The organism is Pseudomonas sp. RL_5y_Pfl2_73 (assembly GCF_963970515.1).
Classification (GTDB): domain Bacteria; phylum Pseudomonadota; class Gammaproteobacteria; order Pseudomonadales; family Pseudomonadaceae; genus Aquipseudomonas.
This window is the reverse complement of the sequence record NZ_CAXAPD010000005.1, coordinates 242,524-258,611: the sequence shown is the minus strand read 5'-3', so window position 1 is coordinate 258,611 and position 16,088 is coordinate 242,524. Positions and strand designations below refer to the sequence as shown.

Annotated in this window: 12 protein-coding genes; 9 read left to right on the top strand and 3 right to left on the bottom strand. The window is 60.1% G+C overall.

Annotated elements, in window-relative coordinates:
- Positions 1 to 8: 8 nt before the first annotated feature.
- Positions 9 to 1,403, bottom strand: a complete 1,395-nt coding sequence (locus AACY42_RS07270) for a PhoH family protein (RefSeq protein ID WP_339478153.1) — start codon at positions 1,401 to 1,403, stop codon at positions 9 to 11.
- A 336-nt stretch (positions 1,404 to 1,739) separates the two neighbouring features.
- Positions 1,740 to 2,864 (bottom strand): polysaccharide deacetylase family protein, encoded by a 1,125-nt coding sequence (locus tag AACY42_RS07265; RefSeq protein ID WP_339478151.1) that lies wholly within the window; start codon positions 2,862 to 2,864, stop codon positions 1,740 to 1,742.
- Positions 2,865 to 3,142: 278 nt separating this feature from the next.
- Between AACY42_RS07265 and yaaA the strand changes: the two genes are divergently transcribed.
- Positions 3,143 to 3,922, top strand: a complete 780-nt coding sequence (gene yaaA, locus AACY42_RS07260) for a peroxide stress protein YaaA (RefSeq protein WP_339478149.1) — start codon at positions 3,143 to 3,145, stop codon at positions 3,920 to 3,922.
- Positions 3,923 to 4,025: 103 nt separating this feature from the next.
- Here the strand turns inward: yaaA and AACY42_RS07255 are convergent, their stop codons facing one another.
- Positions 4,026 to 4,253 carry a hypothetical protein gene (locus AACY42_RS07255; RefSeq protein WP_339478147.1) on the bottom strand — a complete coding sequence of 76 codons (228 nt, stop codon included), beginning with the start codon at positions 4,251 to 4,253 and terminating at the stop codon, positions 4,026 to 4,028.
- A gap of 473 nt (positions 4,254 to 4,726) precedes the next feature.
- On the opposite strand from AACY42_RS07255, the gene AACY42_RS07250 reads away from it, so the two are divergent.
- From AACY42_RS07250 to AACY42_RS07215, 8 genes are all read left to right on the top strand, one after another.
- Positions 4,727 to 6,043, top strand: coding sequence for a nucleotide sugar dehydrogenase (locus AACY42_RS07250; protein ID WP_339478145.1), 1,317 nt, complete (start codon positions 4,727 to 4,729; stop codon positions 6,041 to 6,043).
- Between the two features lie 100 nt (positions 6,044 to 6,143).
- Positions 6,144 to 7,625, top strand: a complete 1,482-nt coding sequence (gene alg8, locus AACY42_RS07245; RefSeq protein WP_445261553.1) for a mannuronan synthase — start codon at positions 6,144 to 6,146, stop codon at positions 7,623 to 7,625.
- 35 nt (positions 7,626 to 7,660) lie between these two features.
- Positions 7,661 to 8,830 (top strand): alginate biosynthesis protein Alg44, encoded by a 1,170-nt coding sequence (locus AACY42_RS07240; protein ID WP_339478143.1) that lies wholly within the window; start codon positions 7,661 to 7,663, stop codon positions 8,828 to 8,830.
- Positions 8,831 to 8,845: 15 nt separating this feature from the next.
- Positions 8,846 to 10,348, top strand: coding sequence for an alginate biosynthesis TPR repeat lipoprotein AlgK (gene algK, locus AACY42_RS07235; RefSeq protein ID WP_445261552.1), 1,503 nt, complete (start codon positions 8,846 to 8,848; stop codon positions 10,346 to 10,348).
- Between the two features lie 5 nt (positions 10,349 to 10,353).
- Entirely contained in the window at positions 10,354 to 11,838 is a 1,485-nt protein-coding gene (locus AACY42_RS07230; protein WP_339478260.1) for an alginate export family protein, read from the top strand.
- A gap of 26 nt (positions 11,839 to 11,864) precedes the next feature.
- On the top strand, positions 11,865 to 13,454 hold the full coding sequence (algG, locus tag AACY42_RS07225; protein ID WP_339478138.1) for a mannuronan 5-epimerase AlgG: 1,590 nt from the start codon (positions 11,865 to 11,867) through the stop codon (positions 13,452 to 13,454).
- An 11-nt stretch (positions 13,455 to 13,465) separates the two neighbouring features.
- Complete coding sequence (locus AACY42_RS07220) at positions 13,466 to 14,917, top strand: alginate O-acetyltransferase (RefSeq protein ID WP_339478134.1); 1,452 nt, start codon at positions 13,466 to 13,468, stop codon at positions 14,915 to 14,917.
- Positions 14,918 to 14,928: 11 nt separating this feature from the next.
- On the top strand, positions 14,929 to 16,065 hold the full coding sequence (locus AACY42_RS07215; RefSeq protein ID WP_339478132.1) for a mannuronate-specific alginate lyase: 1,137 nt from the start codon (positions 14,929 to 14,931) through the stop codon (positions 16,063 to 16,065).
- Positions 16,066 to 16,088 lie beyond the last annotated feature (23 nt).

Genomic DNA, 16,088 nt, shown 5'->3' with positions numbered 1-16,088 from the left:
GGCTGGGGTTACAGGTGAGATTCGGCGTATTCAGCCAGGATCGAGCGCGGTACGCCTTGCAGGGTGATGTGGACCCCGTTGGGGAAGTCCTTGAAGCGTTCGGTCAGGTAGGTCAGCCCGGAGCTGGTCGCGGACAGGTAAGGGGTGTCGATCTGCGCCAGGTTACCCAGGCACACCACTTTGGAACCGGCACCGGCACGGGTGATGATGGTTTTCATCTGGTGCGGGGTCAGGTTCTGGCATTCGTCGATCAGGATCAGGCTCTGCTGGAAGCTGCGCCCGCGAATGTAGTTGAGGGATTTGAACTGCAACGGCACTTTGCTGAGGATGTAGTCGACGCTGCCATGGGTGCTTTCGTCATCCATGTGCAAGGCTTCGAGGTTGTCGGTGATCGCCCCCAGCCACGGCTCCATTTTTTCCGCTTCGGTACCGGGCAGGAAACCGATTTCCTGGTCCAGGCCCTGCACACTGCGGGTGGCGATGATGCGCCGGTAGCGCTTGCTGACCATGGTCTGCTCGATGGCAGCGGCCAGGGCCAGGATGGTCTTGCCGGAACCGGCGGCGCCGGACAGGTTGACCAGGTGGATATCCGGGTCGAGCAAGGCGAACAGGGCCAGGCTCTGGTAGATGTCACGAGGCTTGAGGCCCCAGGCTTCCTGGTGCAGCAGCGGTTCCTGGTGCAAGTCGAGGATCAGCAGTTTGTCGACCTGGATTTCCTTGATCCAGCCGACGAAGCCTTGTTCGTCGATGATGAACTCGTTGATGTGCACCGCCGGCAGGTTGTCGATCAACTGCACCTGGTGCCAGGTGCGGCCGTGGTCCTGGCGGGTCTCGACCTTGCTCACACGGTCCCAGAAGGAGCCTGTCATGGTGTGGTAGCCATTGGGCAACAGCGAGACGTCGTCGACCAGCTGGTCGGTGCTGTAGTCTTCCGCCGCGATCCCGCAGGCGCGGGCCTTGAGGCGCATGTTGATGTCTTTGGTCACCAGCACCACGGCCTGGTCCTGGGCGCGCGCGCGCAGGTCGATCAACTGGTTGATGATGATGTTGTCGTTCAGGTGTTCAGGCAGCACCAGGTTGGGTTCGGTGCGCTTGCTCATCAGGATCGAAAGCAGGCCCTTGGGACCACTTTTGCCGCGCTGGATCGGAACGCCGAGCTCAACGTCCTCCGGAGAGGCATCACCCAGGGTCTTGTCGATCAGGCGGATCGCCTGCCGACATTCGGCCGCTACGCTGTGGTGTCCGCCCTTGAGTTTGTCCAGTTCCTCAAGCACGGTCATCGGGATGGCAACGTGGTGTTCTTCGAAGTTCAGCAGGGCGTTTGGGTCGTGGATCAATACGTTGGTATCGAGTACATAGAGGATTGGCTGGTTGGAGGAAGGGCTACGTCCGTGGTCATCCATACTCGGTCACCTATGTGGGGGCCATTCGACGCAATACCGTGACAGTGCTGCGCCTCGAGGTAGCCACCGAATTCACCCGCGAGGATTCAGGTGAACTGCACACAATCTGGGTCTTGGAAGACGCCACCTGTGTTGCAGGTTTCGGCGGTCTGACTTCTTGATACTCCAAAAACCATGACAGGAAAAAGCACTTTGACGCTTTTTTGAAGTTTATTTTTCAGAGTGACGAATAACCCTTGGCGTACCGCCGTTGCGCCGTTAAAGTCGGAAGTCCGGTTGTCATGATTGCGCGCCGGTTTTCCCTCTTTCTCCAATGTTTCCGGGCCTTTTCAGGTTTCAGCGAAACGCTTCCTGGCAGTCCGCCCAACCGATCCCGCTTTGCGCCGTCTGCGCCATGAGCCAGGGCATTGCCGTTTTTACCCCATCCTGCTTGGCATTGAAATTGATCACCCCGTGGCGCCACAGCAGCATCAGGGTCAGTACGCGCTGGGCGCTTTGCTCAGGCTTGAGCCGATTGTTGCTGTCCTGGGGGTCGATGTCCCACAGCGCCACTTGCAAGCCCTGCTGGCGGAAGAACGCTTGCGCGTCGCCACGACGCTGGCCTTGGGGCGGACGGAACAGCGGTACGTAATTTTCGGGCAGCTTGCCCTTGACCAGCTCGACACTGCGTCGGACCGAGTCTTGCCAGTCCTGCCAATAGCTGTGGGAGCGGAACTCCCACCCCTGCACGCCCACACATTGTCTCGAATACAACGCCTGGAGATTGTTGACCGACCCCTCTTGCAACCGCGCTTGGATGTCCTTGCCCAGCACGAAGAAGGTGCCATTGATGTTCGCCTTGCGCAGGTATTCGGCCAGCCACGGGGTGTTGTCCGGCACGGCGTTGGCGGCGCTGTCGAAGGTCAGCAGGAACAGGCGGTCGTTCATGTCGTCGCCGTTTCGCTCGTAATCGCCGAAACGTTCGACTTCGCTGCTCGTTTGCGGAAAAAGTGCGGCTTTACGCAGCAGTTCGTCGCGATATTGGGTATGAAAAATCTGGCTCGGCGCGGCCCACTTGATGTAGTAGGAGTTGTCATCCAGATGGAACCTGCGCGCCTCTTCGCGCAGGCTCGCCATGTCCTCGACCAGGTAACAGAAGGACGCGTCCTGATCGCAGCTGCGCTGGGCAAAGTTGTAATTGACCAGCAGCCGCTGCCACAGCCGGGCACGAAGCGCGTCGATCGCAACCATATTGACCGTGCGCAACCCCAGGTACTGCTTGAGCGCGATTTCGTCCATGGCATCGACGTCCAGCAAGACCCGGGCGAACATCAGGATCTCGGCCCGCGAGGCCACGTCGAACAGCGTCGGGCTGGTGAGCTGTTCCGGCCAGGTGCTGCGGTCCAGGGTCGCGACGTCGTTGGGCGCGGCAATGGCAGCCAGGCTCAACAGCCAGGCCGATAACAGAAGAGCGATACGCAAAAGGGATGTCTCCATAACGAAACCCGCGCAGCATCATAGACGATCCTGGCGCAATACCCTTGTGGCCAGAGGACGCTGTGGGAGCAAGACTTGCCCGCGATAGCAGAGACGCGCGCCTTCAGAAATCAAGTTGCCGCAATCGCGAGCAAGTCTTGCGCCCACAACGCCCTCACCAAAAATGCCCGTCAATACTCGCCCATCCATCACCTATCACCCCAATAGCTGGAGTCCACCCGGACAACCCCCTAGAATCGCCGCACCCTCAAGGAGACGATTTCATGCTGATGGTGATATCCCCCGCCAAGACCCTCGATTACGAAACACCGCCGGCCACCGAGCGTTTTACCCAGCCGCAGTACCTGGATCACTCCCAGGCGCTGATCGAGCAACTGCGTGAACTCTCGCCAGCACAGATCAGCGAGCTGATGCACGTCTCCGACAAGATCGGCGGCCTCAATGCCGCGCGATTCGGCAGTTGGACGCCGGCGTTCACCCCGGCCAATGCCAAGCAGGCACTGCTGGCCTTCAAGGGCGACGTGTACACAGGCCTCGATGCGCAAAGCTTTGGCGACGCCGACTTCGACTACGCCCAGCAGCACCTGCGCATGCTCTCTGGCCTCTATGGCCTGCTGCGGCCACTGGACCTGATGCAACCCTATCGCCTGGAAATGGGCACGAAGCTGGCCAATGCCCGGGGCAAGGACCTTTATGCGTTCTGGGGCACGCGCATCAGCGAATGGCTGAACGAAGCCCTCGCCGACCAGGGCGACGACGTACTGCTGAACCTGGCTTCCAATGAATACTTCTCGGCGGTCAAGCGCAGCGCACTGAAAGCGCGCGTCATCGATACCGAATTCCGCGACCTGAAAAATGGCCAGTACAAAATCATCAGCTTCTACGCCAAGAAAGCCCGAGGCCTGATGAGTCGATTCGTGATTCAGGAACGGATCGACGACCCAGCAGCACTCAGCCAATTCGATGTACAGGGCTACCGCTTCAACGCTCAACAGTCGAGCCGGGACAAACTGGTTTTCCTGCGCGATCACGCCCCTGAATAAGGCACAAACTTTATACCGCCCCCTGATTGGGGGCCTCCCTATTTGCCATCTTATCCCCCCGCCCGAATTGCCGACTTTATGGCGCCAATAAACCGACCATCTTCTACGCTAACTTTTCCTTCACTCGACACTCGTACGTTTTTTGCGTAGTGGCACCGATTTTTTTCATCGGTAGTGGCACAAAACCATCCACCCCTCCTAACTCCCCATTAATAAAGGACGAAACGGCAAGTGCCATCATATTGAAGGCAGTGCCATCTTCGATAATATTTCGAAAAATTTCGAAAATCGCGATGAGTGGATCGGAACTATGTGAAATCGCATGGCTCATACCATCCGTAACGATTCTCGGCGAGCGTGTACGAGATAACTTACAAAGGATGGCGAACGGATTAACCAAGTTGTCACGGCAACTTAGCGAAACGGTCGCCTATTGAGCTTCACCCTTATAAGGACAGGAGATAACGCACCATTACTATCCCCTACAAGGCCAAGGCTGCGCCCCTACAACGTGCTCACCCGAGCACACAAGCTTCTGATTTTGTGGGCTTTTTGCCAGAGATCGGAAGTAAAGGACCTTTGCACAAGCGTTCTCGACAACGAGGACTGGCTGCATAACAGGGCAGGTCATAATAACTAGGCCACATTGCGCACAACTTGAGTGCATTTATTTAGACACTCGGAACTTAGTATGCCTGCACGCGGTATTGTGGCGCCTGCATTCCACACTTCCGAGTGCACTATGACCGCTGAACACTATTAACTCCGGCCATTTTAGTGGCACGAAAAACAGAGGGAAATGCGATGCGCATTAGCATATTTGGTTTGGGTTACGTCGGTGCAGTATGTGCCGGTTGCCTGTCTGCACGGGGCCATGATGTAGTTGGCGTAGATGTCGCCAAAGACAAAATCGACATGATCAACGCTGGCAAATCGCCAATCGTTGAACCAGGTCTTGGCGAGCTATTGGCGCAGGGCATTCAAACAGGCCGACTGCGCGGCACGACCAACTTCGCCGAAGCCATTCGCGATACTGACCTGTCGATGATTTGTGTCGGTACACCGAGCAAAAAGAACGGCGACCTGGAACTGAACTACATCGAAGCTGTGTGCCGCGAGATCGGTTTTGTCCTGCGTGACAAGACCACCCGCCACACTATCGTGGTTCGCAGCACCGTGCTGCCAGGCACCGTGGCGAATGTGGTCATTCCGATTCTGGAAGACTGCTCCGGCAAAAAAGCCGGTGTCGATTTCGGCGTCGCGGTCAACCCTGAATTCCTGCGTGAAAGCACCGCGATCAAGGACTACGACCTGCCACCGATGACCGTCATCGGTGAGTTCGACAAAGCCTCCGGTGACGTTCTGCAATCGCTGTACGAAGAGCTCGATGCGCCGATCATCCGCAAGGACATCGCCGTCGCCGAGATGATCAAGTACACCTGCAATGTCTGGCACGCCACCAAGGTGACCTTCGCCAACGAGATCGGCAACATCGCCAAGGCCGTCGGCGTCGATGGCCGTGAAGTGATGGACGTGGTCTGCCAGGACAAGACCCTGAACCTGTCCCAGTACTACATGCGCCCAGGCTTCGCCTTCGGCGGCTCCTGCCTGCCCAAAGACGTTCGCGCCCTGACCTACCGTGCAGGTTCCCTGGACGTGGAAGCGCCGCTGCTCAACTCTCTGATGCGCAGCAACGAATCCCAGGTGCAGAACGCCTTCGATATCGTTTCCAGCCACGACAAGCGCAAAGTCGCCCTGCTGGGCCTGAGCTTCAAGGCCGGTACCGACGACCTGCGTGAAAGCCCGCTGGTAGAGCTGGCGGAAATGCTGATCGGCAAGGGTTTCGACCTGAAAATCTACGACAGCAACGTCGAATACGCCCGCGTCCACGGTGCGAACAAGGATTACATCGAGTCGAAGATTCCTCACGTCTCGTCCTTGCTCAACGCCGACTTCGACTCGGTGATCGACAGCTCCGACATCATCATCCTGGGCAACCGCGACGAGAAGTTCCGCGCGCTGACCGAGAACGTACCGGAAGGCAAGCAGGTCATCGACCTGGTCGGCTTCATGTCCAAGGCCACCAACCCGAGTGGCCGGACCGAAGGCATCTGCTGGTAAGTCTGTTTGCCGGCCGGGGCATGCCCCGGCCGGCCTTTCGCCTGCCTTAACCCATCGGGCCGCCCACAAGGCCCGCCCGAGATAGAGACGGATGCAGATTATGCACAGGCTAAAGCACGGCCTGCTTCAGGCCGCCGGTTGGCTGTTTTACTTGAGTTTATTGATGGGCATCGCCATGGCGCTGCCCACGTCCACGTTCGACTCCGAATCCAAGGACTTCATCTTCCTGATCGGCGCCGTGGGCATCTGGCGTTACTCCATGGGAGCAACGCATTTCGTGCGCGGCATGATCTTCCTGTACATCGTCTACCCGCACCTGCGCCGCAAGGTACGCAAGCTGGGCAAGGCGGCGGATCCGTCCCATGTGTACCTGATGGTCACCAGCTTCCGGATCGATGCGCTGACCACCGCTCAGGTGTATGGCTCGGTGATTCGCGAGGCCATCGAATGCGGGCTGCCCACCACCGTGGTTTGCTCCATCGTGGAAATGTCCGACGAACTGCTGGTCAAGAGCCTCTGGGCCCGCATGAACCCGCCAGCACGGGTCAAGCTGGACTTCGTGCGCATCCCTGGCACCGGCAAGCGCGACGGCCTGGCCTTTGGTTTCCGCGCCATCTCCCGCCACTTGCCGGACGACCGCGCCGTGGTAGCGGTGATCGACGGCGACACCGTGCTCGCCGAAGGCGTCGTGCGCAAGACCGTGCCCTGGTTCCAGCTGTTCGGCAACGTCGGCGGCCTGACCACCAACGAGTTCTGCGAAGTGCGCGGCGGCTACATCATGAGCGAATGGCACAAGCTGCGTTTCGCCCAGCGTCACATCAACATGTGCTCCATGGCCTTGTCCAAGCGCGTGCTGACCATGACCGGCCGCATGTCGGTGTTCCGCGCCACCGTGGTCACCAACCCGGACTTCATCGCCGACGTGGAAAGCGACTCGCTGCAACACTGGCGCCTGGGTCGCTTCAAGTTCCTGACCGGCGATGACAAATCGAGCTGGTTCAGCCTGATGCGCCTGGGCTACGACACGTTCTACGTGCCCGATGCGGCGATCAACACCGTTGAGCACCCGCCGGAGAAGAGCTTCATCAAGGCCAGTCGCAAGCTGATGTTCCGCTGGTACGGCAACAACCTGCGGCAGAACTCCCGGGCACTTGGCCTGGGCATGAAGCGTCTGGGTCTATTCACCTCGGTGGTGCTGTTCGACCAGCGCGTGTCGATGTGGACCTCGCTGCTGGGCCTGACCGTGGCACTGATCGCCAGCTTCAAGTACGGCACCGCGTTCATCCTGGTGTACCTGCTGTGGATCGGCATCACGCGGTTGCTGCTGACCCTGTTGCTGTCGTGCTCCGGACACCGGATCGGCCCTGCCTACCCGGCGATTCTCTATTACAACCAGATCGTCGGGGCCCTGGTGAAGATCTACGTGTTCTTCCGCCTCGATCAACAGTCCTGGACCCGCCAGCCCACCCACCTGACCCGTGATCTCGCCAGCTTTCAACGGTGGTTCAACACTTGGTCGTCTCGGACCATGACCTTCTCCGCCGGCAGCATTTTTGTCGCCGTGCTGCTGACGATGGTCTGACCGGACTTGAATGAATTAACTAGGAAATCGCCCCTATGAACACCGCCGTGAATGTCAACGTAGTGCATGAATCCGAAGCCCAGCGCCAACACGCCCGGGTCAAAATCCCGGCCAAGCTGCGCTTCTTCGGCCCTGACCGTACGCCGATGGAAGTCAAGGTCCTGGACCTGTCCGCCGGTGGCCTGAGCTTCAACGCCGGCCAGATGGCCCTCAAGACCGGGGAGGCCTACAAGGGTCGCCTGCAGTTCGTCATCGACAACCTTGGCCTGGCCATAGACGTGGAATTGCAGATCCGTTCCTACGACCGCCAGACCGGCCGCACCGGTTGCCAGTTCCAGAACCTGGAGCCTCGGGACATCTCGACACTGCGTCACATCATCACCTCGCACCTGGCCGGCGACATCGTCGGTGTCGGCGACGTGCTGGCAACCCTGCAGCGCGATAACTTCACCAAGGCTCGCAAGCAGAAAGACGAAAACGGTGGCATGAGCGCCTTCGGCCGCCTGCGCGCCGTGACCTTCAGTTTGGGGATATTCGTCGTTGGCGTGGCAGCGTTCGGTTTCGTCTTCAAGTCGGTGTACGGCATGTACTTCGTCAGCCATGCCCAGGCCGGCCTGGTGAACGTACCGGGCATGGCCATTACCATGCCGCGTGACGGCACCGTGCAGAGCCTGGTCCAGGCCGACGGCGTGGCCGCCAAAGGCGCCCCGCTGGCGACCTTCAGCACCAGCATGCTCGATGTGCTCAAGGGTCACCTGGACGATAACCAGTTGCAGCCGGCCAAGGTCGAGGAGCTGTTCGGTAAGCAAATGACCGGCACCCTGACGTCGCCGTGCGACTGCATCGTGACCCAACAGTTAGTGTCCGACGGTCAGTACGCCAGCAAGGGCGACGTGATCTTCCAACTGGTCCCACGGGGCACCGAAGCCAACGTCGAAGCGCGCTTCTCTTATCGCCAGTTCGGCGACGTACGCCCAGGCACTGCGGTCAGCTTCCAGGTCGCCGGTGAAGACACCACCCGAACCGGCAAGATCGTCAACAGCACCAGCCTGAAAAGTGCCGACCTGTCCTCCGATATCCGTGTGCTGATCCAACCTGACGAACCCCTGGACAGCTCGCTGGCCGGCCGGCCGGTAGAAGTCACCAGCGACCGTGGCCCGAACCTGAACTGGCTGATCGACAAAGCCATGGCCGTCGGTATTTAAGTCGAGGATATGCCCGTGATCACTCCACAAAACAACAATGCACCGCATTCCCTGTGGGAGCGAGCCTGCTCGCGATGGGATCGACGCGGTCTGTCTGGTACACCGAGCGGCCTGCATCGCGAGCAGGCTCGCTCCCACACACGTGCATTCTGTGCGCTGGCGCTGGCCGTGAGCCTGGCCGGTTGCGCCGGCCTGCCCGATCAACGCCTGGCCAACGAAGCCCTCAAGCGCGGCGACACGGCGCTGGCGCAGCAGAACTATCAGCAACTGGCAGACCTGGGCTACAGCGAAGCCCAGGTCGGCCTGGCCGACATCCAGGTGGACAGCCGCGACCCCGAGCAGATGAGAAAAGCCGAGGCGACTTACCGCGCTGCCGCCGATATCTCGCCACGGGCCCAGGCTCGCCTGGGTCGCCTGCTGGTGGCCAAGCCCGGTTCCACTGAAGCTGAAAAGCACGAAGCCGAAGGCCTGCTGAAGGAAGCCTTCGCCAACGGTCAAGGTGGCACCCTGATCCCGCTGGCGATGCTGTACCTGCAATATCCCCACAGCTTCCCGAACGTGAACGCTCAGCAGCAGATCAACCAATGGCGCAGTGCCGGTTACCCGGAAGCGGGCCTGGCGCAGATTCTGCTCTACCGCACCCAAGGCACCTACGACCAGCACCTGGACGAAGTCGAGAAAGTCTGCAAGGCCGCGCTGGCGACCACGGACATCTGCTACGTCGAACTGGCCACGGTCTATCAAAAGCGCGGCCAGCCGGAACAGCAGGCCGAGTTGCTCAAGCAGATGCAAGACGGTCACGCCCGTGGCGTCGTATCCGCTCAACGCGTGGACAGCGTCGCCAGCGTCCTGGCCGATGCCAGCCTGGGCAAGACCGACGAAAAAACCGCCCAGTCGTTGCTCGAAGGCATCGCCCCGGGCTATCCCGCTGCCTGGGTCAGCCTGGCACAGCTGCTCTACGACTTCCCGGAACGGGGTGACGTCGACAAGATGATGCAGTACCTGGAAAACGGCCGCGCCGCCGATCAGCCGCGCGCCGAGCTGTTGCTGGGCAAACTTTACTACGAAGGCAAGTGGGTCCCGGCCGATGCCAAGGTCGCCGAGGCGCATTTCCAGAAAGCCGTTGGCCGCGAAGTGGCCGCCGACTACTACCTCGGCCAGATCTATCGCCGCGGTTACCTGGGCAAGGTGTACTCGCAAAAAGCCCTGGACCACCTGCTCAAGGCCGCCCGCAACGGCCAGAACAGCGCCGACTTTGCCATTGCCCAGCTGTTCTCCCAGGGCAAGGGCACCAAGCCCAACCCGGTCAACGCCTATGTGTTCAGCCAGTTGGCCAAGGTGCAGAACACCCCGCAAGCCATCGAGCTTGCCCAAACCCTCGAAGCACAATTGCCGCCGCAGCAACTTGCACAAGCGCAACGCCTGCTGCAACAAGAGCAGGCCGTTCGCGGCTCGATGAGCCCCGATACGCTGGAACTGCAAGCCCTAAAAGAAGATGACGGCGAGGAACCTCTATGAAGCTTTTGAAGCTCAATCCTTTTGTGCAGGCTGGTATTGGCCTGTCGTTTGCCCTGCTGTGGTCCTGCCCGACCCTGGCGGCGCTGACCGAGAGCAAGAATTTCGGCCTGGAAGTGAAAATCACCGGCCAGTCCGAAGACGACCGCGACCTCGGCACCCAGAGCGGTGGCGACGTCAACGGTGTCGGCCTGGATCTGCGTCCGTGGGTCTACGGTGAAAGCGGCGCCTGGAGCGCCTATGCCATGGCCCAGGCCGTGACGTCCAGCGACATCATCGAGACCGACACCCTGCAACAGTCCGATGGCAGCACCCAGCAAACCGACAGCGGTGATCGCGAAGCCAAGAAAAGCTACCTGGCCATGCGTGAGTTCTGGATTGGCTACAGTGGCCTGACCCCCTACCCGGGCGAGCAGTTGAAGTTCGGTCGCCAGCGCCTGCGCAATGACGACGGCCAATGGCGCGACACCAACATCGAAGCCCTGAACTGGACCTTCGACACCACCTTGCTGCGGGCCAACCTCGGCGTGGCCGAACGCTTCAGCGAATACCGCACCGACCTCAAGGAATTGTCCCCCAAGGACAAGGACCGCCTGCACGTCTACGGCGACGTGGGCTACCAGTGGATGCCAGGCCAGTGGGCCGGTATCCGTGCCCACCACTCCCATGACGACGGCAGCCTCGACTACCCGACCCCGGGCGAAGCCACCGACACCCTGGACAAGACCGAGAACGGTGACTTGACCTGGCTCGGCCTGGAAGCCAACAGCGACGCCTACAACTGGCGCAACACCAACACCGTCAACTATTGGGCCAGCCTTACCGGCATGACCGGCGAACGTGACAGCGTCAACCCGCTCAACGCCGACGGCACGCGCCCGGCGCAAGCCAAGCACAGCGATGACGTGGACGGCTGGGCCACTGACTTGGGTATCCGCCTGCGTCTGGACCCGCAATGGCAAGTCGGTGCGGCCTATGCCCGCGCCAGCGAGGACTACGAACAGAACGGCCTGCAAAGCAACCGTTCGAACTTCACCGGTACCCGCTCGCGCGTGCATCGTTTCGGCGAAGCGTTCCGTGGCGAAATGGCCAACACCCAGAGCGCCAGCCTGTTCGGTTCCTGGCAGTTGCGTGACGAATACGACGCCAGCCTTGTGTACCACAAGTTCTGGCGCGTGGACGGCAACAAGCCGGTGGGCAGCAACGGCATCAACGCCGTGGAAAACAACACCGACGATGTGACCGGCGCGATCCTGTCCACCTCGACCCTGCCGCTGCGTGATGGCAACAAGGACCTGGGCCAGGAAGTCGACCTGGTTGTCACCAAGTACTTCAAGCAAGGCCTGCTGCCAGCCGCGCTGAGTCAGTCCATTGATGAGCCGTCGGCGCTGGTGCGCTTTCGTGGCGGCGTGTTCAAGCCAGGCGACGCTTACGGCAAAGAGGTCGATTCGTACATGCATCGCGCCTTTGTCGACGTGATCTGGCGCTTCTGATGCGAATGGCCATGGGAGTGCCCGATATGAACCGCTACCTCAGGAACAGCCAGGCGATGAAAGGTTCGATCAGCCTGTTGGTCGCAGCGATGCTGCTGGCCGGCTCGCCGGTGTTCGCCAACGTTGAACCGGTGGTCAAACCGGGCAAAGTGGTCAAGGAACTGCAACAAGCCAAGACCTACACCGTCAGCAGCGCGCCAACCGCACCGCTGGAGCTGGCCGCGCCGACCTTGCCCGACCTCAAAGGCTATACCGCCGAAGCGGTCGCGGCCAAGATCGTGCGCAGCAAGCCCGGCAAGATCAGCGTACGGCGGATGATGCAGGAAAACGCCTTGAAGGACTTCATCGGCGGCGACAACAAGATGGCCGAATGGGTGGTGCGCCAGCACGGCATCCCACAAGCCATCTTCGTTGATGACGGCTACATGAACCTCAAGGACCTGGCCAAGAAGGTGCCCAAGTACGTTATCGAAACCTCGCCGGGTGTGTACCTGGCGAAGATTCCGATCGTGGTCGGCCAGAAAGGCATCCTGGAAATCGACAAACAGACCCAGGAACTGCGCCTGTCCCAAGAGGGCGGCTCATTCCTGGTCAACGATGGCCAGATGTTCATCCGCGACACCAAGGTCACCGGCTGGCGCGAAAAGGAAAATGGTCCCGCCACGTTCCGTTCGCCCAAAGAGTTCCGTCCGTTCCTGCTGTCCTGGGGCGGCACCGAGACCTACATCGTCAACACCAAGATGGCGAGCTTCGGCTACGCCAACAGTAAGTCGTACGGGGTCAGTATCTCCCAGTACACGCCGAACATGGCCAAGGTCCTCAAGCGCCCGGAACCGACCGGCTGGATCATCGGTTCCGAGTTCTCGGACATGTGGTACGGCTTCTACTGCTATGAAACCAACGACTTCGTGGTCAAGAGCAATACCTATAAAGACAACATCGTCTACGGCATCGACCCCCATGACCGTTCCCATCGGCTGATCATTGCCGACAACACGGTCTACGGGACCAAGAAGAAGCACGGGATCATTATTTCCCGTGAGGTCAACGACAGCTTCATTTTCAACAACCGCAGCTATGACAACAAACTCTCGGGCCTGGTGATCGACCGTAACAGCGTGAACAACCTGATCGCCTACAACGAGATCTACAAGAACCACACCGACGGCATCACGCTCTACGAGAGTGGTGACAACCTGCTGTGGGGCAACAAAGTGATCAGCAACCGCCGCCACGGCATCCGCATTCGTAACAGCGTGAACATTCGCCTCTACGAAAACGTGTCCATGGCCAACGGCCTGACCGGTCTCTACGGTCACATCAAAGACCTGTCCGACACCGACCGGGACATCGAGCTCGACCCGTTCGACGCCGAAGTCTCGCTGATCGTGGTCGGCGGCGAACTGGCTGCCAACGGCAGCGGTCCGCTGTCCATCGATTCGCCGTTGAGCGTCGAGCTTTACCGCGTGTCCATGCTCGCACCGACCAAATCCAGCGGCATCAGCTTCTCGGGAATCCTCGGCGAACGCCAGGATGAAATTCTCGACCTGCTGGTGCGCCAGCAGAAAGCCGTGCTGATCGACCCTGTCGAACGCCAGACCGAAATGCGGGACTGAGGATGACCTTTATGAACCCACAGATGATCAAACTCCTGGGCCTGTCCGCCCTGACTGCCGGCATTCTCGCCGCGGCAAGCGGCGCGCGCGCCGATGAAATCAAGGCACCGAGCTTCACCGCCGAACCGTGCTGCAACCTGTGCCCGGCAGCCCATGACGCAAAGAACTACACCACGCGCTACCAGCAGAACTTCACCACACTGGTACAAGCCCAGGGCGACTGGCTGTTCCGGACCCAGGAAGACCTGCGCACCGAATTCAACACCACCCCGGCCGGCTACAAGCGTCTGCAACAATTGCACGATGCGTTCAAGGCAAAAGGCGTCGAGCTGGTGCTCGTCTATCAGCCGACCCGGGGCCTGGTGAACCGCAACAAGCTCAATGCGCAGGAGAAGGCCAGCTTCAACTTTGACAAGGCCCTGACCAACTACAAATCCATGCTCGGCCGTTTCGCCCAGATGGGTTACGTGGTGCCGGACTTGTCGCCGCTGACCAACGAGAACCTGCCCGAAACCCTGCCGGCCCACGATTTCTATTTCCGTGGCGACCAGCACTGGACACCATACGGCGCCCAGCGCACCGCCAAAATCGTCGCCGAGAAGGTCAAGCAGATCCCGGCCTTCGCCGATATTCCCAAGCAAGAGTTCGAGACCAAAAAGTCCGGCCGCATGGGCAAGACCGGCACCCTGCACAACATGGCCGGGCAGCTGTGCGGCACCAGCTATGCGGTCCAGTACATGGACCAGTTCACCACCGAACCTAAGGGCGAGGCCGGCGACGGTGACCTGTTTGGCGATTCCGGCAACCCGCAAATCACCCTCGTGGGCACCAGTCACAGCGGCAAAAACTACAACTTTGCCGGCTTCCTGCAGGAAGCCATCGGCGCTGACATCCTCAACGTGGCCTTCCCCGGCGGCGGTTTCGAGGGCGCGATGATCCAGTACCTGGGCAGCGAAGAGTTCCAGAAGAGCCCGCCGAAAATCCTCATCTGGGAATTCTCGCCGCTGTATCGCCTGGACCAGGAAACCATCTATCGCCAGATGATGGCGCTGCTGGACAACAACGGTTGTGAAGGCAAGCCGGCATTGATGAGCAGCAAGACCGCGCTCAAGCCGGGCAAGAACGAATTGATGGTCAACAGCAAGAACATGGACCTGCGTAACGGCAGCCTCCAGGTCGACATCCGCTTCGCCGACACCTCGGTGAAAACCTTGCAAGCCACCCTCTGGTACATGAACGGGCGCCACGAGGATATCAAGATCGAAAAACCGGATACCGCAGAAACCGACGGGCGTTTCGCCTTCCAATTGCGCACCGACGAGGACTGGGCTTCACAGAACCTGCTAGCCGTTGAAGTCCAGGGCCCTGAAGCCGGTAAAGAGCCACTGCAAATCGAAGCGAAAGTCTGCAAACGCAATGCATCTGGGCAAGCCGGGCAACAAACGGCTCAAATCGGACAATGAGGTCTCGTCTCATGACCAGTACCACGCGTACCCGAACGTTGAAAACGCTGCTGGCGCCCTCCCTGCTGACCCTGGCGATGTTCGCTGGGGCCACGCAGGCGGCGGCCCCGCTGCGCCCGCCACAGGGTTACTTCGCGCCGATCGAAAAGGTCAAGGCCGGCGAAGCAGCCCAAGGCTGCAACGCCACACCAACGCCCTACACCGGCTCCCTGCAATTTCGCAGCAAGTACGAGGGCTCCGACAAGGCCCGTGCGACCCTGAACGTACAATCGGAAAAAGCCTTCCGCGACAGCACCGCCGACATCACCAAGATAGAGCGTGGCGTCAGCAAGCAAGTGATGCAATTCATGCGTGACGGCCGTCCCGAACAATTGGAATGCACCCTCAACTGGCTGACCGCGTGGGCCCAAGCCGATGCGTTGATGTCCAAGGACTTCAACCACACCGGCAAGTCCATGCGCAAATGGGCGCTGGGCAGCATGGCTTCGGCCTATGTGCGCCTGAAGTTCTCCGAGTCCCGCCCACTGGCCAATCACCCGGAGCAGGCGCAACTGATCGAAAGCTGGTTCAGCCGGATGGCCGATCAGGTGGTCAGCGACTGGGACAACCTGCCGCTGGATAAGACCAACAACCACTCCTACTGGGCCGCCTGGTCGGTGATGGCCACCTCCGTGGCGACCAACCGCCGCGATCTGTTTGACTGGGCCATCAAGCAATACAAGGTCGGCGTCAACCAGGTTGATGCCGACGGTTTCCTGCCCAACGAACTCAAGCGCAAGCAACGCGCCCTGTCCTACCACAACTATGCCCTGCCGCCCCTGGCGATGATCGCCAGTTTTGCCCAGGTCAACGGTGTGGACCTGCGCCAGGAAAACAACGGCGCCCTCAAGCGACTGGGCGACCGAGTGCTGGCCGGGGTGGAAGACCCGGACATCTTCGAAGAGAAGAACGGCGAAGAGCAGGACATGAAGGACCTGAAGATCGATTCGAAATTCGCCTGGCTCGAACCGTTCTGCAGCCTCTACACCTGCTCCGAGGATGTGCTGGAGCGCAAGCATGAGATGCAACCGTTCAAGACCTTCCGCCTCGGCGGCGACTTGACCCGGGTGTATGACCCTTCGCGGGAGAAAGGTGAAAAAGGAAGCTGATGTCATATCCCTTGCCTGGCAAG

What these genes read in the sequence shown, in the direction of transcription:
- AACY42_RS07270 (WP_339478153.1), bottom strand. Translation starts at nt 1,403, where the DNA reads ATGGATGACCACGGACGTAGCCCTTCCTCCAACCAGCCAATCCTCTAT.
- yaaA (WP_339478149.1), top strand. Translation starts at nt 3,143, where the DNA reads ATGCTGATGGTGATATCCCCCGCCAAGACCCTCGATTACGAAACACCG.
- AACY42_RS07255 (WP_339478147.1), bottom strand. Translation starts at nt 4,253, where the DNA reads ATGAGCCATGCGATTTCACATAGTTCCGATCCACTCATCGCGATTTTC.
- AACY42_RS07250 (WP_339478145.1), top strand. Translation starts at nt 4,727, where the DNA reads ATGCGCATTAGCATATTTGGTTTGGGTTACGTCGGTGCAGTATGTGCC.
- alg8 (WP_445261553.1), top strand. Translation starts at nt 6,144, where the DNA reads ATGCACAGGCTAAAGCACGGCCTGCTTCAGGCCGCCGGTTGGCTGTTT.
- AACY42_RS07240 (WP_339478143.1), top strand. Translation starts at nt 7,661, where the DNA reads ATGAACACCGCCGTGAATGTCAACGTAGTGCATGAATCCGAAGCCCAG.
- algG (WP_339478138.1), top strand. Translation starts at nt 11,865, where the DNA reads ATGAACCGCTACCTCAGGAACAGCCAGGCGATGAAAGGTTCGATCAGC.
- AACY42_RS07220 (WP_339478134.1), top strand. Translation starts at nt 13,466, where the DNA reads ATGAACCCACAGATGATCAAACTCCTGGGCCTGTCCGCCCTGACTGCC.
- AACY42_RS07215 (WP_339478132.1), top strand. Translation starts at nt 14,929, where the DNA reads ATGACCAGTACCACGCGTACCCGAACGTTGAAAACGCTGCTGGCGCCC.